Origin of the sequence: Plantactinospora sp. ZYX-F-223 (genome assembly GCF_039649625.1) — a bacterium.
Lineage (GTDB): Bacteria > Actinomycetota > Actinomycetes > Mycobacteriales > Micromonosporaceae > Plantactinospora.
Window position 1 is genome coordinate 1 of the sequence record NZ_JBDJAV010000068.1, and the last position, 25597, is coordinate 25597.

The 25597-nt window shown below is 69.9% G+C and carries 22 protein-coding genes and 3 pseudogenes; 3 read left to right on the forward strand and 22 right to left on the reverse strand.

Features of this window, described 5'->3' with window-relative positions:
* Positions 1 to 365: 365 nt before the first annotated feature.
* From AAH979_RS38770 to AAH979_RS38800, 7 genes and pseudogenes are all read right to left on the reverse strand, one after another.
* Positions 366 to 1721, reverse strand: coding sequence for a hypothetical protein (locus AAH979_RS38770; RefSeq protein WP_346263097.1), 1356 nt, complete (start codon positions 1719 to 1721; stop codon positions 366 to 368).
* A 154-nt stretch (positions 1722 to 1875) separates the two neighbouring features.
* Positions 1876 to 2742, reverse strand: a complete 867-nt coding sequence (locus AAH979_RS38775) for a hypothetical protein (protein WP_346263098.1) — start codon at positions 2740 to 2742, stop codon at positions 1876 to 1878.
* Positions 2743 to 3104: 362 nt separating this feature from the next.
* Positions 3105 to 6137 carry a tetratricopeptide repeat protein gene (locus AAH979_RS38780; protein WP_346263099.1) on the reverse strand — a complete coding sequence of 1011 codons (3033 nt, stop codon included), beginning with the start codon at positions 6135 to 6137 and terminating at the stop codon, positions 3105 to 3107.
* Positions 6138 to 6514: 377 nt separating this feature from the next.
* A pseudogene (locus AAH979_RS38785) lies at positions 6515 to 6664 on the reverse strand (transposase); the annotation flags it as partial.
* Between the two features lie 366 nt (positions 6665 to 7030).
* Positions 7031 to 8089: an integrase core domain-containing protein gene (locus AAH979_RS38790; RefSeq protein WP_346263120.1), complete on the reverse strand. Its 1059-nt coding sequence runs from the start codon at positions 8087 to 8089 to the stop codon at positions 7031 to 7033.
* A 399-nt stretch (positions 8090 to 8488) separates the two neighbouring features.
* Entirely contained in the window at positions 8489 to 9064 is a 576-nt protein-coding gene (locus AAH979_RS38795; RefSeq protein WP_346263100.1) for a hypothetical protein, read from the reverse strand.
* Positions 9049 to 9693: a hypothetical protein gene (locus AAH979_RS38800; protein ID WP_346263101.1), complete on the reverse strand. Its 645-nt coding sequence runs from the start codon at positions 9691 to 9693 to the stop codon at positions 9049 to 9051. The genes AAH979_RS38795 and AAH979_RS38800 overlap by 16 nt, the downstream gene beginning before the upstream one ends.
* 163 nt (positions 9694 to 9856) lie before the next feature.
* Here AAH979_RS38800 and AAH979_RS38805 point away from each other — a divergent pair.
* Positions 9857 to 10437, forward strand: a pseudogene (locus AAH979_RS38805) (transposase); the annotation flags it as partial.
* A gap of 147 nt (positions 10438 to 10584) precedes the next feature.
* Entirely contained in the window at positions 10585 to 12732 is a 2148-nt protein-coding gene (locus tag AAH979_RS38810; RefSeq protein ID WP_346263102.1) for an MMPL family transporter, read from the forward strand.
* Between the two features lie 206 nt (positions 12733 to 12938).
* On the opposite strand, the gene AAH979_RS38815 is transcribed toward AAH979_RS38810, so the two are convergent.
* The 5 genes from AAH979_RS38815 to AAH979_RS38835 form a co-directional block, all read right to left on the reverse strand.
* Entirely contained in the window at positions 12939 to 14390 is a 1452-nt protein-coding gene (locus AAH979_RS38815) for a HAMP domain-containing sensor histidine kinase (RefSeq protein WP_346263103.1), read from the reverse strand.
* Positions 14387 to 15061 (reverse strand): response regulator transcription factor, encoded by a 675-nt coding sequence (locus tag AAH979_RS38820; protein WP_346263104.1) that lies wholly within the window; start codon positions 15059 to 15061, stop codon positions 14387 to 14389. The genes AAH979_RS38815 and AAH979_RS38820 overlap by 4 nt, the downstream gene beginning before the upstream one ends.
* The gene (locus tag AAH979_RS38825; RefSeq protein WP_346263105.1) at positions 15048 to 16046 is read right to left on the reverse strand and encodes a site-specific integrase; all 999 of its coding nucleotides are present in this window, start codon (positions 16044 to 16046) and stop codon (positions 15048 to 15050) included. Before AAH979_RS38825 ends, AAH979_RS38820 begins: the two co-directional genes overlap by 14 nt.
* Positions 16043 to 16516 (reverse strand): hypothetical protein, encoded by a 474-nt coding sequence (locus AAH979_RS38830; RefSeq protein ID WP_346263106.1) that lies wholly within the window; start codon positions 16514 to 16516, stop codon positions 16043 to 16045. The genes AAH979_RS38825 and AAH979_RS38830 overlap by 4 nt, the downstream gene beginning before the upstream one ends.
* A gap of 267 nt (positions 16517 to 16783) precedes the next feature.
* Positions 16784 to 17242 carry a hypothetical protein gene (locus tag AAH979_RS38835; RefSeq protein ID WP_346263107.1) on the reverse strand — a complete coding sequence of 153 codons (459 nt, stop codon included), beginning with the start codon at positions 17240 to 17242 and terminating at the stop codon, positions 16784 to 16786.
* A 403-nt stretch (positions 17243 to 17645) separates the two neighbouring features.
* Here AAH979_RS38835 and AAH979_RS38840 point away from each other — a divergent pair, with 403 nt between their 5' ends.
* Positions 17646 to 18017, forward strand: coding sequence for a hypothetical protein (locus AAH979_RS38840; protein WP_346263108.1), 372 nt, complete (start codon positions 17646 to 17648; stop codon positions 18015 to 18017).
* 270 nt (positions 18018 to 18287) lie between these two features.
* Here AAH979_RS38840 and AAH979_RS38845 read toward each other — a convergent pair whose 3' ends face one another.
* The 10 genes and pseudogenes from AAH979_RS38845 to AAH979_RS38890 all read right to left on the reverse strand — a co-directional run bounded on the left by AAH979_RS38845 (position 18288) and on the right by AAH979_RS38890 (position 25596).
* A complete protein-coding gene (locus AAH979_RS38845) occupies positions 18288 to 18461 on the reverse strand; it encodes a hypothetical protein (protein ID WP_346263122.1) in 174 nt (57 codons plus the stop codon).
* 21 nt (positions 18462 to 18482) lie between these two features.
* On the reverse strand, positions 18483 to 18629 hold the full coding sequence (locus AAH979_RS38850; RefSeq protein WP_346263123.1) for a hypothetical protein: 147 nt from the start codon (positions 18627 to 18629) through the stop codon (positions 18483 to 18485).
* Positions 18586 to 19014: pseudogene (locus AAH979_RS38855) on the reverse strand (LLM class flavin-dependent oxidoreductase); the annotation flags it as partial. The pseudogene AAH979_RS38855 and the gene AAH979_RS38850, both read right to left, overlap by 44 nt.
* Positions 18966 to 19283, reverse strand: a complete 318-nt coding sequence (locus AAH979_RS38860; RefSeq protein WP_346263121.1) for an LLM class flavin-dependent oxidoreductase — start codon at positions 19281 to 19283, stop codon at positions 18966 to 18968. The gene AAH979_RS38860 and the pseudogene AAH979_RS38855, both read right to left, overlap by 49 nt.
* Positions 19226 to 19369, reverse strand: coding sequence for a hypothetical protein (locus AAH979_RS38865; RefSeq protein WP_346263109.1), 144 nt, complete (start codon positions 19367 to 19369; stop codon positions 19226 to 19228). The genes AAH979_RS38860 and AAH979_RS38865 overlap by 58 nt, the downstream gene beginning before the upstream one ends.
* Before the next feature lie 57 nt (positions 19370 to 19426).
* Positions 19427 to 20494, reverse strand: a complete 1068-nt coding sequence (locus AAH979_RS38870; protein ID WP_346263110.1) for an LLM class flavin-dependent oxidoreductase — start codon at positions 20492 to 20494, stop codon at positions 19427 to 19429.
* Positions 20491 to 21564 carry an NtaA/DmoA family FMN-dependent monooxygenase gene (locus AAH979_RS38875; RefSeq protein WP_346263111.1) on the reverse strand — a complete coding sequence of 358 codons (1074 nt, stop codon included), beginning with the start codon at positions 21562 to 21564 and terminating at the stop codon, positions 20491 to 20493. The genes AAH979_RS38870 and AAH979_RS38875 overlap by 4 nt, the downstream gene beginning before the upstream one ends.
* Before the next feature lie 560 nt (positions 21565 to 22124).
* The gene (locus AAH979_RS38880; protein WP_346263112.1) at positions 22125 to 23765 is read right to left on the reverse strand and encodes an ABC transporter ATP-binding protein; all 1641 of its coding nucleotides are present in this window, start codon (positions 23763 to 23765) and stop codon (positions 22125 to 22127) included.
* Positions 23765 to 24655 carry an ABC transporter permease gene (locus AAH979_RS38885; protein WP_346263113.1) on the reverse strand — a complete coding sequence of 297 codons (891 nt, stop codon included), beginning with the start codon at positions 24653 to 24655 and terminating at the stop codon, positions 23765 to 23767. The genes AAH979_RS38880 and AAH979_RS38885 overlap by 1 nt, the downstream gene beginning before the upstream one ends.
* Before the next feature lie 2 nt (positions 24656 to 24657).
* Complete coding sequence (locus AAH979_RS38890; protein ID WP_346263114.1) at positions 24658 to 25596, reverse strand: ABC transporter permease; 939 nt, start codon at positions 25594 to 25596, stop codon at positions 24658 to 24660.
* Between the last annotated feature and the right edge of the window lies 1 nt (position 25597).

The following is a 25597-nucleotide window of genomic DNA, read 5'->3' on the forward strand; positions in this document are numbered from 1 at the left end:
ATTAGCTTCAGAGTCGGCCGGATGATCATTGCCCCACACCCGGTCCACCAACGTTGCCGCTGACACCGGCCGACCCGCGTCCACCACCAGCGCGGCGAAGGCCGTCCGCTGTTTGGAGGGTCTGGCCTCAGCGACCGACCGGAATCCCACAACTCGACGGGGCCGAGCACTCGAAAGTCCGCCACGTCTCTCCACCTCTGCCTAACCAGCAATGGGGGTACGGCTCGCCGTGTACGTCCCAGGGGGTGCTCGGCGAGGACGCCGTACTTTTGCTTATCGCTTCTTCAGGAAGAGAACCGGACCTTGTCCCATCATCCGTCGGCGATTGGCCGCGGGACGCCGGATCGGCATCCCGCAGCCTCCGGCTAGATTGTCACATCGTCAATCTCGAAGGTCGAGACGCTCCGAGCGGAGAACTGCACCGTCAACCGCATGCCGTCCAGGCGGGTGGACCTGCCGGCGACGTACTGCCGCCCTGTGCTCCCATCCGGGTTCGCGTCGGTGGTCCAGTCACGGACGACTCCACCCGCGGCCCCACCGGCGGTGGCGAACCGGGACAGATCATAGGTGATCCGTTGCGGTGAGTCACCGCAGACCGTGACCAGTACGAGCCGGCGGTTGGCCGCATCGTAGGCCGCGACCGTCGCCTGGTCGCCGCTGTCGACGATGACCATTCCCGCGCGGATGTGCCGGGTGTACTGGGCGAAGACGAAGTACTTGTTGCTGACCGCCCCCAGGGTGCCGATGTTGGCGGTCGGGTCGGGATAGTCGGCAGCGACCAGGCCCCAGGTGGCGCCGTCGACCGGCTGCCAGTAGCACCACGCGGTCGGATGGAGGTAGCGCAGGTCGAGGCTCAGGTTGTACGCCAGGTACAGGCCGTGGTCCCAACCTTCGCCGTACTCGGACTGCCACAACCGCCGGCCGTCGGCACGTACGGCGTCGTAGAGCGTGCTCCGCGGACCGCCGGTGTTGCCGTACTCGTAGCCGTGCACGTTGACCCTGCCGACCAGCGACTTGACCGTCGGCGGGAAGCTGTTCCAGGTCGCGGCCGCCATGGCGTACGTGCTCTCGTCCGAGGCGGCGACCTGCGTCGAGGTCAGGTCCCGGGCATCGAGTTCGGCACGTAGGTACCGGATAACCTCCCGCTGGGCGGCGGGGTCGAAATGGCAACCCTCCTGCGGCCCGTCCGCCCTCCACCAGGGCGCGGCCGGCTCGTTGAACGGATCGACCGAGGAGAAATCGACCCCCCAGTTAAGCGGCGAGACCGAGAACAGCTCGAACAGGTCCGCGCCCCGGTCGCGAGCCTTCCACATCATCTGCCGCTGCCTGCCATCGACCTGCCAGTTCCAGCTGTCTGACGCCGGGTCGCCGCTGTACCAGTCCAGCCAGAAACCTTCCAGCTGTTTGTACCGTGGAATGTTCGGGGACGCGACCATGCCCACCGGCGGAGTACCAATCGTACGCGACGTGCAAGCGCCCAGGTTGTACCGGACGATGTTCAAGCCCAGACCGGGATAGCTGCGGCCGCCGTACGACACGGCCTTCCGGGTATAGAACAGGTCGGCGAGGGTGTCGTCGGCACCGAAGACGTTTGCCCACCAGGACAGGGCCGCCCCCCAACCCTCCCACGCGCCGTAACTCTTCGAGGGGTCGACAGTGGTCGCGTAATCGGCGTATGCGGGGGTGGACAGCAGCGCACCGCCCACCGACGCCGCGACCATACCCCCGACCAGACGCCGCCTCGTCACCATCAGTGAACGCCTCCGGATCGCCTTGAGCGGTCAACCAGGATTGGACGCACCACCGCCCGCCGCCGTCGCCGACAGCGGGCGGTGGTCGCACAGCAGGACGACGAGCTGACTACTCGGCGGAGCCTTACCACGCGGAATGCCAGTAGCATCCGTTGTTCGCTACCCGGATCGGTGCCGCCTGATTGCCGACCGGTCCGGTCCATGTGCCCCCGCCGTTATTAGAATACTTGTGCGTCCACGTACCAGTGGTCTGCCAACGCATATTGTCGTGATTCATGCCGTGCTGCCCGCCGGTGTAGATCACTTTGTGCTTGGCCTGCATATTGGTGGCCACGCTGGCGGGAACGACGAAGTCGTCCTCGTAACCGACCACCGTCCAGTCGGTGCCGTGCGAGCCCTGCGGATTTCCACCGAGACTATCCAAGAAGCCGGTGCGACCCGCCATGTCCAGACATTGGATCGCCAACATGAAGGTCGCGCACAGATTAGCGAGCGCGGAACCCCGCGCATGCGGTGTCGACAGCGTGACGACATCCTCGACATAGAGGTAGGGCGGGTACCCTTCCTGCCCCTCCTGCACCCCCGTGAGGGCGTCCCGGATGATGAGCCCACCCATGGAGTGGGCAATCACATCAACCGATCTGCCGATATACGAAAACCGGTAGTGGATCGTCCACGCCAGTATCTTGCCGAGCTCGCTGAGACTCGTGTTGCGACTACCGCTTTCCAAGGGTTCGGCACAGTTGCTGTCGTTCGAGTAGTAGCCGACGGTTAGTGGGACGCCGATCCAGCCCCAGCCTCGCATCGCCGCTATGGCGTCGCCCCAGTAGGCGTCGCAGTCGAACCCCGCCGTGTTCGGCTGACCGTCGAAGCCGTGAATGAAGTACACGGGCTCGTTGACACTGTCGTCGCGTACCGGCGCCGCCGGTGCGGAACCCGGCGCCGCTGACGCCGGCGCGACCACCGACAGCGACCCGACCACGCCGATCATGACTGCGCTGATAGCGCGTCTTACCCAGCCTTGTCTCATGAGCTCACCGGCCTTCCTCCACCGTTGTCGCTGGCCTGCTCCTCCAGGGACTCGCGCAACAGCCGCTCCCAGACCGGATCGCGAAGGCCATCGAGCAACGGCCTATCCATCACGCCCACCTCCCGACCCACGACGCACAGCGGCGTTGCGAGGTCGGTCCGACCTCCCGGCATCTCGTCCTCCCCAGGCCCACATCGCTGTCCCACCCATGGTGACGAACGACGCTCACCGAGTCCTGGCATCTCGTCGGACCTACCCGGCCGCTGGCGGCGCTGGTCAGCGACGGTAACGAGAAAATCGTCAACCGACCCACTACGGGTTGACTACGGGTGCGCCGCGTGCGGCGCCAACCGGGTACGCAGCCCTTCGACGCGCGGGTGGCCGAGCGAGTCGAACAGGTCCAACGCCTGCCGCCAGCACTCCCGGGCCTGAACCGGCTCGTCGGAGAGCAGCCGGGCGTCTCCGAGCATCTCCAGGGTCTCGGCCTCGAGCCCGGGACAGTGCTTCTCGTGGAAGAGGTCGCGAGCCTCGGACAGGTGGATGAGGGCCTGCTGGTGCTGCCCCGCGCGCAACAGCGCCTCGCCGAGATTGAACAGCGCCGAGGCGACGCCGACTGGATCGGCCAGCCGCCGCCGGATCTCGAGCGCCTCCCGCAGGCAGCGGATCGCTTCCTCGTGTTGCCCGGCACCGGTGTACGCCCGGCCGAGGTTTCCCAGCGCCATGGTCCATTCGTACTCGGAGGCGGTTTGCCGGCAGATCTCCAGGGCTGCGGTCAGGTACTCGATGGCATCGTGAAACTTGCCCTGCCGGCCGTACGCGACACCAAGGTTGTTGAGCGTCCGACCTTCGCCGTACCGGTCGCCGATGGCGCGGCGGATCTCCAGCGAGTGGGTGAGGCACTCGATGGCCTTCTCGGTCTGGTTGATCTGCCCGTAGACGGTACCGAGGCCGCTGAGGATCAGTGCCTCGGCGGCCCGGTCCTCCGCCCGGCGTGCCGCCTTGAGCGCGATGTGTCTGGTGCCGAGCCAGTCGTGCCAGTTGCTGCGTCGCTCGAAGTACGGCCCGAGCAGCGCCGGCAGTCGCCAGGCGACGTCATACCTGCCGTGGCTGAAGGCGCTGGTGATGGCGACGATCAAGGTGGCCTCTTCGGCGGTGAGCCATTGGAACGCCTGCTCGTCCGCGTCGAAGACGGGCAGATGGGATGGCCGGGACCGCTCGTCCAGGATGACGTTTCTATTGTGTGGCGCCAGCGTTCGGACGGCCGCGTCGGCGGCGTGCAGGTACCAGGTGAGGATCCGATCGACGGCGGCATCGGTGCCGCCGTCACCGTCATCCGCTGTCGCTCGCGTCCTGGCGTAGTCGCGGAGCAGGTCGTGCAGCCGGTAGCGATCGGCGGTGACCGGAGTGACGAGGTGCTCGTCCACCAGCCGTTCAAGCATCTGGCGGGCCGCCGGCGGCGCCACGTTCGCCAGCGCGGCGGCCGAGTCGGCGGTGAAGTCGTCGCCAGGGTGTAGCCCGAGCAACCGGAACAGCCGCCGCTCCGCCGGATCGAGAGCCCGATAGGACAGGTCGAAGACGGCCCGGACCTGCCGGCTCCCGATCGCCAGCTCACCCAGCCGGCTGCCCGCCGTGTCGAGCCGGGTGGCGAGATCGCTGAACGTCCAGGCCGGCCGAGAACGCAACCGCCGGCCAGCCAACACCACCGCCAGCGGCAACCGCCCACACAGGTCAGCGACCCGGCGAGCGGCGGACGGATCCGCGGCAACCCGATCCCTACCGGCGAGCTGGCCGAGCATCGCGTGCGCATCCTGCGCGGTGAACACATCCAGGCTCAGCGTGCGGGCACCCTCGAGAGCCAGCACCCGACGACTGGTGACCAGGACGAGACTGGTCGCGCTCGCCGGCAGCAACGGCAACACCTGCCCGTCGCTGGCAGCGTTGTCCAACAGGACCAGGGCATCCCGGCCGTGCAGCCGGTCCCGGTACAGCGCCGCCCGCGCGTCCACCGCATCGGGAATCTGGGCGCCGGGCACACCCAGCAGGTAAAGAAAGGAAGCAAGCACAGTCGCCGGATCGGCCGGCGGCTCGTCGGCGTGACCCCGCAGGTCCACGTAGAGCTGGACATCGGCGTACCGCCCGGCGCGCACCACTTGATGGGCGAGGTGGATGGCGAGCCGGGTCTTGCCGGCCCCTGCCATTCCCTCGATCGCGGAAATCACCAGGGTGCCGCCCGCGTCCCCGGGCGGCGGCAGAGCCGACCACAAGGTACGCAGCTCGGCCTCGCGGCCCGTGAAGTCGGCGAGGTCCGGCGGTAGCTGGCGATGCGCGCTCACCGGCGCCGGGCCGGTCCCAGCCGCCGGGGCCACCTCCTGACGCAGCACCCGCCGGTGCGCGTCGGCCAACTCGGGTCCCGGGTCCGCGCCCAACTCGTCGGCGAGCCGACGGCGCAGCGCCTCGAACACCCGCAGCCCCGCAGCCTGCTGACCGCTGCCCGCCAACGCGAGCATCAACCGCGCATGGACAGCCTCGTGCAACGGATCGGCCTCGGTGGCCTGCCGCAGCACCGGCAACACCTGCTCATGATGGCCGAGCGCGGTGGCGACGTCGGCGTACTCCACGACGACCGCCTGCCGTTCCCGGTCCAGCGCCACCACCTCCGGCAGGACCCGCAGGCCGGCCAGGTCGGCCAGCGGCGCACCCCGGAACAGGCCGATCGCCTGCCGGTACGACTCGTACGCGGGGGTTGGCTCGCCGTCTCGGTGGGCACCCCGAGCAGCCTCGATGAGGCGGCGGAACTCGAGCAGGTCAAGCTGGTCGTCGGTGACGGCCAGCTGGTAGCCACCCCGGGTGGCGATCAACAAACGATCCGGCTCACCGGCCAGCCGCCTCGACTGCAGCCGCTGCCGTAGCCGGGACACGTGACTCTGCACCAGACCGGCGACGCCGTCCGGCGGTCGCCCGCCCCACATCACCTCGACGAGCGTGTCCAGTTGCACCGGTGCGTTCGGGGTCAACGCCAGCACGGCCAGCAGGGTGCGCTGCTTCGCCGAGCCCAGATCCACGCCCACTCCGTCTACGAGGACAGCAAGCGGACCCAACACCCGCAACCGCAGGTCGTACCCGGGCCGCTGGGTGCGCTGACCCAACCGGACGAGTTCGGCCGTCTCCGCATCGGACAAACCAAGGCCGGCGGCGAGCCGGCGTAGGGTGGCCGGACGTGGTGCGGCGACGCGTCCCTGCTCCAGATCACGCAGCCCACCGACACTCAGCCCGGCCCGTTCGGCCACATCCTGCTGGGTTAGACCGGCGCGCTCACGGAACTCGCGAAGGACACCGGGAAGCCGTGCCTCACTCACCGACCGTCACCGCCTCGGACTGCGTCCTCGTGGCCGTCGTCGCTCCTTGTAGGAGACCGCAGCTAACCGTACATCGACCTCGCCGCTGCCCGCTGCCCGGTGTCTCCGCCGACAGGGTGGAGATGTGTGGCAGGGCGACGAGCAAGCTGCGGACGTGGTGCGCTGGACGGTCGAGGCCGCTGACGCTGACGGCCGGCTGCGGGGCATCGCGACGTGGTGCGTTCGCACCGCTGCGGGGACGACTTCTCGTTCCGGTGGACCGGCGCCCGTGAGGACTTCGAGCGAAAGCTGTGCAGAGGGCAGTCCGGTGGCCCAGCGGCATGCTCACGCACGTTCTCCCAGGTCGCGGCGAGGATAAACCGGCCGAGTAACAGCTGCCAGTCCAGCACCGCCGAGGCGGCGTCGGTCGCGGCGTGGACCCTGCCTGGGATCTGGCAGTTGGCGACCTTACCGAGCGTGCCGGAATACTACCGGCCCACGCACGCCGAGGCGTTGCCGTCCTTGGGAAACCCGGTGTCGTCCACCACCCGGCCGTTGGCGGGTCCGGCCTCGGCGTACCCGATGCTCAGCTCGTCGGCGTTCATCTGCTTGACCGGACCGAAGGACGTGTGTCGCTCGGGCTTGGCTCTGGGCCGAATCCCCGGCCGTCTCTCTCGCGCGCCCGTCGCCGCGGGCCGCGCCAACGCGCCCAGCGAAGCCGCAGCGGCTCCCCGCGGCGTCGGTGTCGGCCTGGATCCCGGCGAGCATCCGGGTGACCGTGCCATCCAACGCTCACCTGCGGAACCGGGTGTAGACCGACTGCCAGGACCCGTACCGGGCCGGCAGGTCACGCCACGCCGTGTACCGTGCCAAAACTCGTTTCATGGCGGTGACCTGGTGTTTTGGAGATCGGTTCAGGCTGCTCGGTGGTATTCGTCGATCACTCCGTCGAGTCGTCGTCGGCGTCGTACGGGCTTGTCCATGGGGATGATGACGGCTGGGTCGTGGTGGGGTGGGCGCTGCTGTCGTCCTTGGTGGGGCCGGTGGTTGTTGAAGTGGTCGATGTACTCGCCGACCACGGCCTGCGTGTGCTGCTCGTTGTAGAGCAGCATGTGGTCGGTGCATTCTTCCCGGAGGCTGCGGCCCCAGCGTTCGATGAAGCAGTTGGCCGGTGGGGTGCGGGGCGGGGTCTTGACCACCGTGATGCCCTCGGCGGCGAACACCGCGTCGAACGCGGCGGTGTACTTGGCGTCGCGGTCGCGGATGAGGAACCTGAACCGGTTGGCATGCTCGCCCAGGTTCATGGTGAGGTTGCGGGCTTGCTGGGTCACCCATTGCCCGGTGGGGTGGGCGGTGATGCCGAGGAGGTGGACCCGTCGGGTGGCCACCTCCATGAGCACCAGCGCGTACAGGCGTCGTAGCAGGATGGTGTCGAGGTGGAAGAAGTCGATTGCCAGCAGCCCACTGGCCTGGGTGCGCAGGACGGTGCGCCAGTTGGTGTCCTGTTGGCGGGGCGGCGGGCCGACCCGGCGGCGGGCCAGGATTCGTCGGATGGTTCCTGCCCCAGTGCGGTGGCCGAGCTGCTGTAGTTCGCCTTGGATCCGGCGGTGTCCCCAGCGTGGGTTCTCGCGGGCCAGCCGCAGCGCCAGGTCCCGGATTTCGTCGTTGACCGGTGGTCGGCCGGGTCGGTTCGGGTAGGTCCAGCGGTGTCGCATCAGCCGGCGGTGCCAGTTCAGCAACGTGGCCGGGGTGACGATCCGGTGTGCCCGTATCCGGCGGGGCAGCAGGCGGGCGAGGGCGGACAGGATCGTCCGGTCCGGCCAGGACAGCCGCGGCCGGCCGTGAATGTGGCGGCGTAGCACTGCTGTCTCGTGCCGCAGCGCGAGGACTTCGACCAGCAACGCTCTGTCGCTGCGGATCAGCAATCCCAGACCGTTGAACAGGTGGATCATTCCCAGGTACAGCAACCGCACGACCATACCGGCGATCATCAGACCGAGCCAAGAACTCCCAGCTCACAGCCTGCGCGACAGGTTTTGGCACGGTACAGGGTCCTCGCCAAGATCGGCGCACGGGACCGGATCCAGGCCGTCATCCTCGCCTACGACCTGAGACTCACCCGGCCGATTTAGCGCTTCATCTCGCGCGTCCGTCAGGGCGCGACCGTAGTTCCCAGCCGCACCGCTCCGGGCCGATCCGCTCCGCGTGATCTACCGCTCCGCTGCCGGGGCCGCGTGCAGCCGCCCACGTCACCGCCCGTCCGACCGCCACGACGCCCGCACGCGTGTGAGCTCAGTGCGGGATGTGTGTGAGCTCAGAGCTGTTTTTCAGCTTTGTTGACCTCAGTGCGCTCACACACGTTCGACGCTTCGTCAGGACTTGCGGGGGGAGACCGTCATGATGCCGATGCACATCTCGTCGCTGGTGCCGTCGCCCCACACCACGTAGCGCGGCGGCAGCTTGCTCAGCTGCGGCAGCCGCTTGCGCAGCCCCGCGTCGTGCGTACACGTCAGCCGCAGCGTGTCCTCCGGACCGATCTCCACCGGCGACGGCAGCGTCACCAGCCGCTGGTTGTCGAAGTCGAACTGCGGCACGTCCAGCACGACCTTGGCGTTTGGCGTGCCCGGGTTGAGTTCTACCTTTATGGCCCGCCCGAGCAGGTGCATGTGGCCGAAACCGGCGAAGAGCGTCATCGGCGCCGGCACCTTGTGGTCGCAGGTCTGGGTGTCACCAGGCTTCGGCGCGTTCTGGCCGCACTCCTCCAGCTGCTCGTCCGCCATGTCGCCGACCTCCGGCCCGAACCGCTTCGTCACGTCCGCGATCGAGGCCGCCCGGTCACAGAGCGGCCCCGACTCGTCGGCGGCGCAGGGCAGGTCGGTCGGCGCGTCGAGCGGCCACATGACGAGTTCCCGGGTCTGTGGCGTGCCGTCCGTCAGCCGCAGCCGCACCGCCGAACGGTCCGACCCGGCCGGCTTGCCATCGGTCGCGACAGGTTGTAGTGGATCTGGAGGACGAGCAGGCTGCCCGGCTCCAGCTTGTAGCCGGCGTCCTGGGTGAGCAGCGTCTCCGTGGCACCCGGCGCCCAGGTGTCCACCCACGCTGCGTCCCCATCTTCTACCTCGGCGCCGTCCACGCCGGTCCCGCCGAAACACTGCCAGCCGAGGCCGGGGGTCTTCGCGTCCTGCACGCGCACCGCGGCAGCGCCGCCCGGCGGCACCGCGTACACGATGGCGTGGTGCGCGATGGCGACGTTCTCCGGCATGAATTGAGTCCCGGTCAGGTACTGCGCCATGGTCAGGCCCGGATCGATCACCTGGCACCGGTACCCGTCCGTGCCGCCGCCCTCCGGCGGCGCAGGCGTGTAGGCCTCGGCCATCTTCAGGTCGACGAACCGCTCGCCGGCGCGCAGCGGCTGCGGTGGAGCCGACGACCCGCCCGCGTGCGCGCTGTGCGAGCCGGCCGCGGCGGGCGCCGCACTGTTGTCGGCGTCCGACCCGCAGGCGGCGACAGCGAACGCCGTCGCCAGCGCTATGGTGGCCGCCCCGAACCTCCACAGTGGGCTATCAGGTTTCGTCATGGCCTGAACGCTAGGCCCGATTCCGTCCTGTTCCGTCGTACTGCAGTCGCCATCCTCGGGAGGGAGGTGGCACCACGGTACTGCTCTCCGGAGCGCCGTTCGACACCCGCACGAGAATCAAGGCCCGTCGCAACTGGGCCCGAATTCACGCCCACAAAAGTCCATCGGCGATGGACGGGAGCCAAACTCCCAGCTTAGAACCGACTGCTACGCCTGCCTGACCGCGCGGGTCGACGCGCTCTTCGAGCTCACCGACGCGGTGCTCTGTACCGATGGGCCGGTACGAACCCTGGTCGGGTTGTCGTTGCCGCCCGAGCACCGGCGCGGGCACGGCGCGTTGTACGACGCGCTGAACAACAAGCGCTGGATCGAGGTCGAACGGCTCTGTGGCGTCCTCACAGGGCTGCCGCTACCGCGGTGCGCGGGCGGACGGTGGTCCTGGCCGTGTACGTCAGCGCCCGGCTGCGCCCGGACGCCGCCACCAGCCCCGACAGGTTGTTCTGCCACCTCTACGGCTGCGGCAAGAACCAGGCCCAGCTAAACCCGGGCTGGCCGTACTCGTTTATCGCCGCCCTGGAACCGGGCCGGACCTCATGGACCGCGATCCTCGACGCCGTGCGGCTCGGCCCGGCCGACGACGTCGCCGAAGTGACTGCGGCCCAGGTCCGCGACGTCATGCAACGTCTCATCGCGGCCGGACAGTGGGTGATGGGCGATCCTGACGTGCTGGTCGTGTTCGACGCCCGGCTCTGGGCGCCACCGCGCTGGTGCGTGCGCTGGGCACCTGGGTCGGCCAACCGGCCTGAGTGCCGTTTTAACGGTCGTCTCAGGTTCGCTCGGTACGAAGTCGGCATCAGATAAGCGATGTAACCCGTATGTAGGAGGCTAGTGATGGCAGTCAACGCAGCGCCGTCCGGGGAAGCGTCGGCCGGTCGGTTGGCAGGGCGGTGGGTGCCGTGGTTGGTGATCGGGTTGTGGGTGGCGCTGGCGGCGGTCATGGTGCCGCTGAGCGGGAAGTTGAGCTCGGTCACCACCGACAGAGCCGTGGACACGCTGCCGGCCAGTGCCGAGTCCACCAAGGTGGCGGTGCTGGAGGACAGTCTGCCCGGCGGTGAGGACAACACGTTCGTTTTCGTGTACCACCGCGCCGGCGGGATGACCGACGCTGACCGCGCGACGGTCGAGCGCCACTACAACACCCTTGCCAAGCGGTACCCGCCGACGGCGACGGCGGCGGCCGGCGAGGACGACGAGGACTCACCGACGAGACCCTCCACCGACGGCAAGGCGATGATGTTCACCCTCGATGTGAGCACGACCTACGGCGGACCGGAGGCCATCGTCGGCCCGTTGCGTGAGGCCGCGAAGGACCGCCCCGCCGGCCTGGAACTCGACGTGACCGGCCCGGCCGCGGTCGACGGCGACATGGACGCCGTCTTCGACGGCATCGACCTGCAGGTTTTCCTCACCACCGTCGTCGTCGTCACGCTCCTGCTCATTCTCACCTACCGCAGCCCGGTGTTGTGGTTGATCCCGCTGGTGGTCGTGGGCGCGGCCGCACTGACTGCGATGGCGACCGTCTACCTGCTCGTCAAGGGCTTCGGCATCGTGGTCAACGACCAGAACTCGGCGCTGCTGACGATCCTGGTGTTCGGCGTCGGCACGGACTACGCGCTGTTGCTCATCGCCCGGTACCGGGAGGCACTGCACCACCACGAGAACGTCCGGGTTGCGATGGTCCAGGCGCTACGCGGCGCGGCGCCGGCCATCGTCGCATCCGCGGCCACCGTGGTCGCCGGCCTGCTCTGCCTGCTCGTCGCGGACCTGAACAGCACCAGCGGGTTGGGCCCGATCGGTGCGGCCGGCATCCTGTGCGCGCTGATCGCCATGCTGACGCTGTTCCCGGCGGTGCTCGTGGTGCTCGGCAGGCGGATCTTCTGGCCGGCCATCCCGCGGTTCAGCACGGCAGTGGAGGAGAAGCCGGGGCTGTGGGGACGGCTCGGCACCGCCATCAGCCGCCGCCGGTGGGTGGCGACGCTCAGCTCGCTCGGAATTATGGGTGTTCTCGCCATCGGGCTGGCGGGCAACACCGGCGCCCTGCGGGAGCAGGACCAGTTCCTGTCCGCGCCGGAATCGGTCACCGGCTTCACCGTTCTCCGCCAGCACTTCCCGGAGCTCGGCGGCCAGCCGATGACGATCTTCACGCGGCCGGCGTACCAGGAGCGGGTGCTCGACATCGTCAAGGGCACCCGCGGTGTGGCAGAGGCCATCCCGGGCCAGACCAGCGGTGGCTGGGCCGACATCTCCGTGTTCCCGACGGACGCGCCGGACTCCACCGCGGAGTACGACACGATCAAGCGGGTGCGCACCGCCGTGCACGCGGTGAGCGGGGCGGAGGCGATCGTCGGCGGGCCGAGCGCGGAGAACCTCGACACCGAGGTCACCACCAGCCGCGACGAGAAGCTGGTGATCCCGCTGGTGCTCACCGTCGTCCTGATCGTCCTCGGGCTGCTGCTCCGAGCGATCGTGGCCCCGCTGGTCCTGATGGCAACCGTGATCGTCTCATTCGCCGCAGCCTTCGGCGGCAGCGTGTTCGTCTTCGACACGATCCTCGGGTTCAAGGGTATCGACTATTCGGTGCCGCTGCTGGCATTCCTGTTCCTGGTGGCGCTCGGCGTCGACTACAACATCTTCCTGGCCAGCCGGGCCCGGGAGGAGACCGTGCGTCTCGGCACCAGAGACGGCATGCTCAAAGCCCTCTCCGCCACCGGTGGCGTCATCACCTCGGCAGGCCTGGTCCTGGCGGCCACGTTCGCGGTCCTCGCCACACTTCCGCTGGTGATGCTGATCGAGGTCGGGTTCCTGGTCGCCTTCGGCGTGCTGCTCGACGCCCTGCTGGTGCGGTCGGTCCTGGTGCCTGCCCTCACCCTGCTGATCAGCCGGCGGATGTGGTGGCCGAGCCGGCTGTCCCGACCGGTGGAGCCGCCGGACGGTCAACGGCCGCTCGTGGACGATGAGGAGCTCGCGCTGCAACGGTGAGCGCGGCGGCACGGACGAGATCCGGGACGGGGACCCAGGCCCGTCCCGGATCTTTTCATGGGCCCGACACTCACCGCCCTTTGGTCCTGCGCCGTGCGGCCGGGGCTGGGGTCGGCGCACCGCGGTTTCCTGCCCCGACGGTGAGCCGCGCGGGGCCATGCCCGAGGGCCGCCGTCCCTTGTCCTGCGCCGCGCCGCCGGGGCGGGTCAGCGCACCGCGGTGTCCTCGCCGGCGGTGGGCCGCGCGATCGGGGCGGGCGGGGCCGCGGCCGGAAGGTCGACCCGCAGCAGCGTGCCACCGCGTGCGGAGCGGGCGACGGTGACCCGGCCGCCGTGGGCGTCGACGACCCGCTGCACGATCGACAGCCCGAGGCCGGATCCCGGCAGCGCCCGGGCGCTGTCGGCACGGTAGAACCGGTCGAACACGCGCGGCACGTCGGCGGCGTCGATGCCGGGCCCGGCGTCGTCGACGTCGAGCACCGCCGACGCGCCCTCGGCGAGGAGCCGGACCTGGACCGGCTGGTCCGCGGGAGACCATTTGCCGGCGTTGTCGATGAGGTTGAGCACCGCCCGCTGGAGCGCAGCGGGACGCCCGCTCACCCACACGGAGGTCACGTCGAGCGCGACCTCGATGTCGGGCACGCGGGAACGCGCCCGGGTCGCGGCGGCCACCACCACGTCGGCGAGGTCGAGCAGTTCGGTGCTCTCGTCGCTGACGTCACCGCGCGCCAGGTCGGTCAGCTCGGCGGCAAGGGTGCTCAACTCGGCCACCTGGGCGCCGAGATCGTTGAGCAGCCGGGTCCGGCTCTCCGTCGGCAGTGCGCTGTCCAGGGTGCCGCGCCGATCGAGCCGGATCAGCAGCTCGACGTTGAGGCGCAGGCTGGTGAGCGGGGTCTTGAGCTCGTGGGCGGCGTCCTCGGCGAGCAGCCGCTGGGCCCGCCGGGAATCCCGGAGCGCGGCGAGCATGTCGTTGATCGCCTGGATCAGCCGCCGGATCTCCCCACCGCCCTCATCCGGGATGTCGGCGTCGAGATCCCGGGTGTGCGCGACACGGACCGCGGCGGCGGTCAGCCGGTCGATCGGTGCCAGCCCGGTCCGCGCCACGGTCCGCCCGACAAGGGCGCCCCCGGCCACGCAGAGCAGCCCGATCAGCAGCATGCCCAACCCGAACTGGTTGATCGGGCTGTCGTCGGCGACGCGGGCCACCTGGACCGCGCCGTCGCCCGCCCGCAGCGTGTAGATGCGGTAGCCGTCCTCGTCGCTGTCGTTCGACTCCATCAGGTCGGCCGACGCACCCTGCGCCACGCGCCCGGCGTCCTGGCTGACCGGGGGCAGCGCGGGTTGGCCGGCCGGCGTCCGGGTCGAGCCGTCGGGCAGGATGACCCGCACCAGCCGACCGGATCCGGGATACGGCGGTAGCTGGACCTGCGCCAGGCCGGCGCGCTCCGCGTTCGTCGCCAGGACGCGGGAGTCGGCGCGCAGCTGATCCTCCGCGCTGTCCTGCAGCTCCCAGTCCAGCAGCTCGCTGGCCACCTGGAAGGACACGAACACGCTGACCGCGATGGCCGTCGCCGCGATCACCGTCAACCTGGTCCGCAGGGACCGCCGGCGCCACCATCGGGTCAGCCTGCGCGGTTCCCGGCCGGCGGGCCTGCTCACGGAGGAGTCTCCCGCAACGTGTATCCCAAGCCGCGCAGCGTGTAGATCAATCGCGGCTCACCCTCGGCCTCCATCTTGCGGCGCAGGTAGCTCACGTACACCTGGAGGTTGTTGGCGGTGGTGCTCATGTCGAAGCCCCAGATCGCCTCGAACAGCGCGTCACGGGTCAACACCCGGGTCGCGTTGCGCACGAGGACCTGCAGCAGGGAGAACTCGGTCCGGGTCAGGTGCAGCGGCCGCCCACCCCGCCACGCCTCGAACCTGTCGGGATCCAGCCGGACGTCGGCGAACGTCAGGAGCTGCGACTCGTCGTCGCCCGGCGCGCGGCGGCGCAGCAGAGCCCGGACCCGGGCCAGCAACTCCTCGGTGGCGAACGGCTTGGGCAGATAGTCGTCGGCGCCCGCGTCCAGCCCCGCGACCCGTTCGGAGACCTGATCCCGGGCGGTCAGCATGAGCACCGGCAGATCCCGACCCGCCGCCCGCAACCGCCGGCAGGTCTCCAACCCGCCGAGGCGGGGCATCATCACGTCGAGGATCAGCAGATCCGGCGCGTCACCACCGACCCCGTCGAGCACGGCGAGACCGTTGGCGACGGTGCTGGTGTCGTAACCCTCGACCTGGAGCACCCGCTCCAGCGACTCACGGATGGCCGCCTCGTCATCCGCGATCATGATTCGCACGCCGGCCCGCCCCTCTCCAGTCGATGCTTTTCCGCTCATCCTGCCCGATCAACCTGAGGCCAGGATTAGATGAAATCGGTGGCCTCCCTCGTGAGACCGAGGGAGGCCACCAAACGATCAGCGTGGTGTGCCGCAACCAGTGCGTACTGATCTGCTGGGTGTGTACCCACCGCAGGTGCTGCCCGATGCGCGCCCAGAGAGAGTCGTACCGTCGGTAGGTCAACGGGCGTCCGTCGCGGTAGCGCAGCAGGCTGCCGTCGCGGTCGCCGTCACCCCGTTCCGCGTGATGCGCCAGGAGGTGCCGCATCAACGTGGGGGAGACCGGCTGCCAGCGGGAAGTGCCGCCCTTCTCCCGCAGGAAGATCAGACACTCGTCGGTGTCCAGGTCCCGTGGCCGCAGTGCCAGCGCACCGGCGCGGCGGCAGGCGGTCTCGGTGTGCAGCCGGATCAGCAGACTGTCCAGACCCGGGTCATCGCCGGTGCGGACCGCCACCTCGTTGATCTCCGCCAGGCGGGCGTCGCCGATCGCACGCCGCGTACTGGGCAGCCGGCGCGGCTTGTTCACCTTCAACGCCGGGTTGTCGGCCGCGTCCAGATACCCGTCCGCCACCGCCCGCCGGTACAGGCAGCGCAGCGCGGCCACAATGTGCTCGGCCGCGGATCGGCCGCCCCGGTTGTTGCGTCGCGGCACCACGTTGGCCTGCACCTGGGCGCGTAATTGCTCGATCTCGGAAGGGAGAGGTTCGTCGATGCGGCGGTCACCCCATGCCTGCACCACCTTCTTCCAGTAGGTGCCGTACGCCCGGCGGGTGCCGGGCGACACCGCGGCGGCGACGACCGGAACGTACTCGGCGAACGTCGGAGCCGGCGGACGGGTCGGCCGGACCTCCAGCAGGTCGGCGGGGGAGATGCCCATCCGCTCCAGCAGCAGCCGGGCGGCCTCCAACTCGGGCCGGCCGGCGATGCTCTGACTCACGCCACCTCACCCCCTGCCACGGCTTCGTGTGTGCCCGCCAGCAGCCGGTCAAGCGTCGCCAGGGGATGCGCCGCCAACACACCGTTGATGGGGTCGGCGGCAAGCAGAACCCGGTCCCCGGCCGTGAGCCGGCACCACCGACGCACCGCCAACGGCAGGACCAGGTAGCCGCGACTGTCGATGCGGTGGACACCGTCAAGGGCCGCGCGGACCATGATGATCCCGGCCCGCTCGCGAATGTCCAGGCGAGTTCCCGGCGCCCAACCAAGTACCTGGACGATGCTGCGATCACCGATCCGACCGCGCTTGTCGACCGCGCTCAAGGCGTAGACGGTGTCGGTCGCTCGTGCGAACTGGGCATCCGAGGCTGGCACGGGAAGTGGCTGTCGAGTGCGGCCCGGTGTCTCCGGGTCGGCAGTAGCACCTCGGGGAATCGATTTGGGAACCACCGGCGGCACGGACGTGGTCATCGCGACCACCTTCGCCCCTGCGCGGCGGTTACCGACAGTGATGAAAGACAGGAAACTGGGTGTTCAAGGGGACTTGAACACCCACACGGGGACTGCGCACCGGTGAGAAAAATCTGTGTCCGAGGCCCGAGTTGGACCTTGACTACATGTTTGTCCTGCGCGAGGAATTGATGCTTACGTAGCGAAAAGAATCGACTCCGATTTTGTGTGGCCCGCGGCGTTCGGCTCTGTCGGGCATGCCTCACAGTGCCGAGCGCCGGACGCATTTCATGCCTTGAGCGGCTCGTCCTCAAGGTCAGCCTGTGGTCCCCCGCAGCATCCCAGATGAGCCACCCACGCATAGATCTGCGGCGCCTCCTCGCGGTGTGCAGCAGTGTAACGGTGCATGCCTTCGAGTAGGTGGTAGGAGCCGATGTAACGCCTGCCTTGGCGTGGCAAAGGACTACGATTCGCTGGGTTGTGTACGAGGACGACTCCGGGGAGTGTGACGCCAGAGCGGATTGCGAGGCGGATACTTTCAATCTTGGTGTTTGCCTGGACGTCTTCGGGGTCGTCGTGCAGCATCGCCTGCTGGATCTCCGGGACCGGGACGTGTTGCTTCCGGAAACACCGAAGGCTTTCGCTGGCGTTGTAGATATCGGCAAGGTTGTCGACTGTTGATTCGTGGTGGTGGTCGGGCGCCTCGGTGTTCAGTTCGGTGAGACTCCACCACTGATCGCCGCCCACGTCTGCATGGTACCGAGACGGCATCATCCAGGTTGCAGCCCCCGCCATCCCGCAGTCGGCACCAGCTCCGGCCGCAGCGCCAGTGCCAGGACCAGCAGGTAACTGAGGCAGAAGGCTGCGCCGACGTGGCCGGCAGCGCGCCGGTGTGCAGGGCTCGCCGCGCTATGCGATGCGCGAACACTGCCCCGGCGACGCCGACCACAAGGGTCAGTACGGCGGAGCCGGCCGCCAGCCCCAGCGTGGTGCTTACCCCGGCCCGCGGTCTCCGTTCGCGTCGGTACGTTCGTTCGTAACGACCACCCGCAGTCGTCGGGTGAGCCATGGCAGGTACCGCAGTGGGGCGTGGGCGTCGAGGCCGAGTTCGGTGCGGACGGCGTCAACCTGCTCAGGCGTAGCCGGCCGGTTGGCCCTGGTCGTCGCCGCCGGGGCGGCTCTGCTTCGGATCACTCGCGCCAAAACGACACTGCGCCTACCTGGTCCGGACACCACCCGGCAGTCGCTCAACCGGCTGCGCGCGATGAAACGCCGTATGGAGGCCTTCGTCGGCCCGTGGCTGCCCGATCCGCTGCTCACCGCGCCGGACGATGCCGAGGACGTCGACCTCGCCGAGAGTGTGTCGATGGGGCTCATGATCGTCCTGGAGACGCTGTCACCGACCGGGCGCTCCGTCTTCGTGTTGCGCGAGGCCTTCGATGTCAGCGGCGACGAGATCGCGGCCGCCGTCGGCAAGAGCCCCGCAGCCTGTACAGTTCGGAAACTCGGCTGTAGGCGCTGATGTGCGCTTTTGTCCGCTGTGGGATCGATGGATGGCGGGATGCCGCCGGTCATGATTCTGTCGTTCGGCTACCTGATTCTTCGTCAGGCACTGCAGCTGATCATCCTGTTGGCCCGCAGTGGGCACGCCAACGCGATCGAGGTTGCTGTGCTGCGGCATCAGGTCGCCGTGTTACGGCGGCAGGTACGCCGGCTGGATCTGGAACCGGCTGACCGGGCGGTGCTGACCGGGTTGTCGAGGCTGTTGCCACGACGCCCGGCTGGGCGGATGTCAAGCGAACCACTCCTTCGCCAGCAGGCGGTACGAGTCGACCCGGTCGGCGTGGTCATGGGTGATCGTGGTGACGAGCAGTTCGCCGGCGCCGGTGACGTTGTGCAGGATCCGCAGCTTCGCCGCGACGGTGGCGGGGGAGCCGACGAACTGGGTGGCGACCCGGTCGGCCACCAGGTCGTGATCCTCGGCGCTTCATACCTGGTCGGCGGCGTACTCGGGGGTGGGGTACGGGATCGCGCCGTTCCCGCTGCGGATGCCGCGGACCCAGAGCGCGAACGGCGCGGCCAGCGGTCCGCGCTGATTCGTCGTCGCCGGCCACGACCACGTCCGCCGAGACAACGACGTACGGCTCGGCGAGCACGGGTCCGGGCCGGAAGGCGGCCCGGTACGCCTGTACCGCCTCCAGCACGGTGGCGGGACTGGCGTGGTAGTTGGCGGCGAACGGCAGACCGAGTTCGCCGGCGAGCCGGGCGCTTTCGCCGCCGCTGCTGCCCAGCAACCACACCTGGAGATCCGTGCCCTCACCCGGTACCGCGTGCGCGTCCAGCCCCGAGGCGTCGTGGTAGTCCCCCCGCAGCAGGGCCAGGATGTCGCCGACCTGTTCGGCGAAGTCTGGCGACTGGGCTCCAGGCTGTTGCAGCAGTGCCGCGTGGAGCGCGAACCGGGGCGAGGCGATCAGCTTGGCGAACGAGAGCGGCGGCGGGATGAGCAGCCCGTCCACCACCCGGGCCGCGGCGGGTCGCTGTCCGCCGCCAGTTCCCGGGCCGCCTCGGCCTGCCGCTGTCCGGAACGCCCGAGGCCGAGGTCGATCCGGCCGGGGAAGAGGGCGTCGAGCGTACCGAACTGCTCGACGACCGCCAGCGTCGTCTGGTGCCCCGGTTGTGCAGTACCCGAGCCGACCCGGATCCGGCTGGTCGCGGCCGCGACCTGTCCGATCAGGACCGCCGGCGCCGAGCTGCCACCCCGGCGGTGCAGTGGTGCTCGGCGAGCCAGTAGCGTCGATAGCCGAACTGCTCTGCGTGGCGGGCCAGGTCGAGGGTGTTGTGCAGAGCCTCCTGGACCGTGCCGCCGTCGGGCACGGAGGCGAGGTCGAGTACGGACAGTGGTGTCGATGACGTCGATACCTCCCGGTCCAGTCAGGTCGTGACGGCGGCCGGCGCTGAGCGGCCGAAGGGGCGGCTGGGAATCCTCCGGCGCAACACCGGGGCGATCTCGGCCTGGAACAGTTCGAGGGTCTGCCGGTGCTGCCGCTCGGTCAGCCCGTCGCGATCGGCGGTCAGGTGGATCACCTCGTGTCCGAACCGCTCGTGGTAGCGCAGCACCTTGTCCACGATCTGCTGTGGGCTGCCGACCAGGATCGAGCTGCGTTCGAGCGCGTCCTCGAGGGTGGGGAAGACCGGCTCGATGCCGAGCCGGCGGAAGGTGGCGAGCCGGGCCTGGAAGATCGGCCGGTAGGTGGCGATCGCCTGCTGCGAGGTCCGCGCGGCGTAGTACCCAGCCGTACCGGCGCCGACCAGGGCATCGGCCGGGTCGTGGCCGTAGTGCGCCCAGCGCTCCCGGTAGTAGCGGATCAGTTCGGCGTACGGCTCGATCGGGTTGGTCACGTTCGCGGAGAAGAGCGGATCGCCGTAACGGGCAGCCAGGTCGACGGAGTCGCGGCTGGTGGCGCTCCCATGCCACACCCGGATCGGCTGTTGCAGCGGCCGAGGCCAGGTCTCCGCCTCGGTCAACGGCGGACGGAACCGGCCGGACCAGGTGACCTTCTCCTCCCGCCAGAGTCTCCGGAACAGTTCGTAGCCCTCTCGGTTGCGGTCCCACTGGTCCTCGGTGGTGACGTGGAACAGCTGCGCCTGGGCCGCTCCGTTGCCCTTGCCGATGATCAGTTCCAGCCGGCCGCCGGAGAGGTGGTCCAGGGTCGCATAGTCCTCGTACGCCCGGACCGGGTCGAGCAGGCTGAGCGTGGTGACCGCGGTGAACAGCCGGATCCGGGAGGTCTTCGCGGCGATGTGGCTGAGCACCACCGGAGGTGAGGACGAGATGAACGGGCGCTCGTGGCGCTCGCCGACGCCGTACCCGTCGAAGCCCAGTTCCTCGGCGAGCACCGCGCCGTCGACCACCTCCCGGAACCGCTCGGTGGTCGACGGCTGTCGGCCGGTGACCGGGTCGGGCAGGTGGGTGATCAGGGTGATTAGCAGGAAGTTCATGCCAGCACCTTTCGTTCCGCGTCGGGCCGGAGACGCGGCGGGCCGACGGGGCGAGGCGGGCCGACGGCGCGGGGCGGGCCGAGGCCGAGATGACCGCGCAGGGTGGTAGTCGTGTAGTTGGCGCGGAGCACGCCGCGTTCCTGCAATAGTGGCACCACCCGGTCGACGAAGTCGTCCAGACCACCGGGCGTCAGGTGCGGTGCCAGGATGAACCCGTCGGCCGCGTCGGACTGGACGAAGTGGTTCATCTCCTCGGCTACCCGGGCCGGGGTGCCGATGACCGACTGCCGGCCGGTCACCTCGATGATCAGGTCGCGGATGCCGAGCCCCTTCTCGGCAGCCAGCGCCCGCCACCGGCGCACGGTTCCCACCGTGTCGTCGTACATCCGGGCCCGGCCCTGGATGATGGCGGAGTCCGAGACGTCTGGGTCCTCGGCCGGCAGCGGGCCCTCGGGGTCGTACCCGGACAGGTCCCGGTTCCACAGCTGTTCAAGCAACAGGATCGCGGTCTGCGGGCTGACCTGTTGGCGGCGGATGTCGTGGGCGCGCGCCTCCGCCTCCGTGTCGGTGTCGCCGAGCACGAAGGTCACGTCCGGGATGATCTTCACGTCGTCGGGTGACCGGCCGTAGCGGGTCAGCCGGGACTTCACGTCGGCGTAGAACGCCTGGCCGGACTCCAGGGTGCCGTGCCGGGAGAAGATCGCATCGGCGTCGGCGGCCGCGAACTCCCGTCCCTCGGACGAGTCGCCGGCCTGGATGATCACCGGGTGCCCCTGCGGGCTGCGCGGCACGGTGAAGTGCCCCGCGATCTCGAAGTGCCCTCCGTGGTGGGCGAAGGCGCCCGGGTCCGGCGACCGGACGAACCGGCCGGTCTCCCGGTCGCCGACGACCGCGTCCGCCGGCCAGGAGTCCCAGAGCAGCCGGGCGGCCCGGACGAACTCTGCGGCCCGCTGGTAGCGCTGCGAGTAGTCGAGGAAGCCGCCACGGCGGAAGTTCTCCCCAGTGAAGGCGTTCGAGGAGGTGCCGGCCAGCCCGAGGTGCGTGGTGACGGCGGCCAGCCCGGCCAGCACGGTGAGACTGTCCGGCCGACCACGTCCAGGTCGTAGATCTTTCCCCGCTGCTCGCGCAGCCGCAGCCCTTCGGCGAGGAAGAAGAAGTCGAACTTGCCGGGTTCTGCGGTGCGGGCCAGGTGGACGAAGGAGGCGAAGTCGATCTGGCTGCCGGCGGCCGGATCGCTCCACACCGTCTGGTTGTTCACTCCGGGGAAGTGCGCGGCGACGATGATCTGCTTGGGCATGGCTACCTCCGGTTCGCCAGGGGCGCGGCAACGGACGGGGACCGGTCCTGGTCGGGTGTCGGCGCATACCGGTTCGCCGGTCGGGGCAGGCCGAAGGTGACGAAGTCGAGAAGTCCGCGCTCCGCCTCGGCGACCAGGCCGGCCCAGTGGGACCCGGACCAGAGCGCCTTGCGTCGAGGGCGGAGCGCCGCCAGGCGGCGGGATGCCAGCCGAGCCCGTCGAAGGCGACGGCGAGCTGCAGGGATGGTCGGGGCATGGGCTTCCTCCCGTGTGGTCAGCCGGTGCTGATGCAGGCCGGCCGGCAGTGTCGTTGGTCAGCCGGGGCGACCTTGCTCAGCCCGCGGTGACGAGCCTGGGCAGCGCGTCGAGCAGGGACCTCGTGTAGTCGTGGCGGGGATAGTTGAAGACGTCGCCGACCGGTCCCTGTTCCACCACGGCGCCCTCGTGCATGACCAGGACCCGGTCGCTGAGGTGGTGCACCACCCCGAGGTCGTGCGAGATGAACAGCAGCGCGGTCCCATCGACGGCGCGGATCTCCGCCAGCAGGTCGAGCACCTGGGCCTGGACCGAGACGTCCAGAGCGGAGACCGGTTCGTCACAGATGATCAGGCTGGGGCGCGCGGCGATGGCCCGGGCTATCGCTACCCGCTGCCGCTGACCGCCGGAGAGCTGCCGGGGGTGGCGGTCCAGCAGTTCAGGCCCCAGCCCGACCCGGTCGAGGAGCCCGACCACCCGTTCCCGTCGGTCGGCCCGATCGACCGTCCGGTCCAGGCCCTCGGCGACGATCCGGGCCACCGAGTAGCGGGGGTCGAACGAGCCGAGCGGGTCCTGGGAGACCAGTTGCAGTCGGCGCCGCAGCGGGCGGCGCTCCCGTTCCGGTACGTCGGTCCAGGGCCGGCCGCAGAAGCTGACTGTGCCGGTGTCCGGGGCGAGCAGGCCGAAGAGAAGCCGCGCGACCGTAGTCTTGCCCGACCCGGATTCGCCGACCAGACCGACGGTTTCGCCCCGGGCGATGGTCAGGGAGACGCCCCGGACCACCTGGTGCGACCCGTACCGCTTGTTCAGGGCGGTTGCCTCGATCACCCGGTCGTTCGGCTCCACCGTCCGAGCCGGCAGCTCATCCCGGACCCGGGTCGGGACCGCGCAGCCGTCCCGGACCCGTACCGGCGCCGCCAGCCGGCGACCGCGGGAGGAAGCCGACGGCACCGCGTCGAGCAACTGCCGGGTGTACGGGTGGCGGGACGTGTGCAGCAGCTCGTCGGTGCGACCTCGTTCTACGATCTCACCGTTCCGCATCACAAGCACCCGATCCGCGATCTGCGACACGACCGCGAGGTCGTGGCTGATCAGCAGCAAGCCGGTGCCCGCGTCACGGCGCTCTGCGAGCAGCCGCAGGATCTGGGCCTGCACCGTGACGTCCAGCGAGGTGGTCGGCTCGTCGGCGATCAGCAGCGCCGGCTCGCCGGCGATGGCGGAGGCGATCAGCGCGCGCTGGCGCAGGCCGCCGGAGAGCTGGTGGGGATACTGCCGGGCCCGGCGGGCCGGCTCGGGCACGTGCACCTGGTCCAGCAGGTACTCCGTTCGTCCGGCCCGCTCGGTACGGCGTACCAGGTCGTGGGTGCGCAGCACCTCGGCGATCTCCGCACCGACGGTACGCAGCGGGTCCAGCGACACCAGCGCGTCCTGCAGGACGAGGCCGGCCACCCGGCCCCGCACCCGCCGCCAGCGCTGCCCGTCGTACTGGCGGAGGTCGGCACCGGCCAGTTCGAGCCGCTCGGCCCGGATCCGCGCCCCGGCACCGGCGAGCCCGACCAGGGTACGGGCGGTGACGCTTTTTCCGGAGCCGGACTCCCCGACGATCGCCAGGCACTCACCCGGGTCGACGGTGAAGCTGACTCCCCGGACGGCCGGGACGTCCCGCCGCGCGGTGCGGAAGGTGACGTGCAGGTCCTCGACCGCCACCAGCGGGGCCATCAGGCGTCCCGCCCGTCGAAGCGGCGCTGGAGCCGACGGCCCAGCACGGTCAGCGAGATGACGGTCAGCGTCACCGCCACCCCCGGCAGTATCGCCGTCCACCAGGCGATCCGCAGGTAGGCCCGGGACTCGGAGAGCATCGTGCCCCATTCCGGTGACGGCGGCTGGGGACCCATGCCGAGGAAACTCAGCCCGGACGCCGCCAGGATCGCCTCGCCCAGGCCGATCACCGCGAGTACCGGGATCGGGGCGATGACGTTCGGCAGGACGTGCCGCAGCACGAGCCGAGGGCTGGACAGGCCGAAGGCGACGGCCTGTTCGACGTACCCGGCACGGCGGACCACCAGGGTCTGCGCCCGGACGACCCGGGCGTAGTGCGGGAGGGTGGCGATGCCGATCGCCGCGATCAGGCTGACCGTGCCCGGGCGGGCGATGGCGATGAACAGCAGCGCCAGCAGGAGCGTCGGGAACGCCGAGAGCGCGTCGAACGAGCGGCTCAGCGCCTCATCGGCGAGCCGGGTGGCCATGCCCGCGACCACCCCGAGCAACAGGCCGGCGGCCACCGCGATTGTGGTCGCCGCGGCGCCGATGGTCAGCGAGTGTCGGGCCCCGTGCACCACCCGGGCGTAGAGGTCGCGGCCGAGGTGGTCGGTGCCGAACCAATGTGCCCCGCTCGGCGGGCGCAGCACGGCGAACGGATCGGCCGCCAACGGGTCCCCGGCGAGGAGTGCCGCTGGCCAGAGCGCCGCGACCAGCGCCACGGCCAGGAACGCGGTGGCGGCGACCAGGCCGGGCCGGAGCGCGATCCGGCGTCGGTCGGCCTGGGGCGGCGACGAGGATCGGTTGGTGATGGCGGTGGACAGCGCCGCGCCGTCGATGGTCACCGTCATCGTCAGCTCCTTCGCAGCCGGGGGTCGATGAGCAGGTAGGCCAGGTCGGCCATGGTGTTGACCAGTACGTAGGCGGCCGCGGAGAGGACCACCACGGCCAGTACGACCGGCATGTCCTTGCCGGACACGGCCGCCAGGGTCACCTGGCCCAGTCCCGGCCGGCCGAAGACCTGCTCGACGATGACCGAGCCGCCCAGCAGGATCCCGAACAGCCAACCGGCCAGGGTCACCGCGGGCAGCAGGGCGTGCCGCAGCACGTGCCGCAGCAGCAGCGCCCGCTCCCGCACGCCACGCGAGCGGGCGGTGACCACGAACGGCTCGTCCAGGGCCCGGTCCAGGCCGTCCCGGAGCACTTGGCCGAGGAGTCCGGCGATCGGCAGGGCCAGGGTGACCGCCGGCAGGACCAGGGCGGTCGGCCCCTGGTCGCCGGCGACCGGGAACAGTCCGAACCGGAACGACAGCACGCTGAGCAGCATGATGCCGATCAGGAACGCCGGGGTGGAGACCAGCACCAGTTCGGCGGTCGAGGTGGCCCGGTGCAGCCATGGCCGTCGCCCACCGCCCGTGACGACCGCGGCGAGCAGGGCCAGCCCGACGCCGAGGCCGGCCGCGGCCACGGCGAGCTTCACCGTCGGCCAGACCTGCGCCCCGATCACCTCGGCGACCGGCCGCTGGAGCAGGTACGACCGGCCGAGGTCGCCGCCGGCCAGCCGCGCCAGGTAGTCGAGGTACTGCACCAGTGCCGGCCGGTCCAGTCCCCACTCGGCGATGACCTGGGCCCGGATCTGCGGGCTGTCCGCGCCGTCGCCAATGATGCTGTCCACCGTGTCGCCGGGGGCGAGGACCAGGGCGAGGTAGGCTGCGGTGGCGGCCGCCCAGAGCACCACCACCGCCGAGGTCAACCGGCGGAGCACCGGGCGCAGTCGCCGTACCTGGTCCATC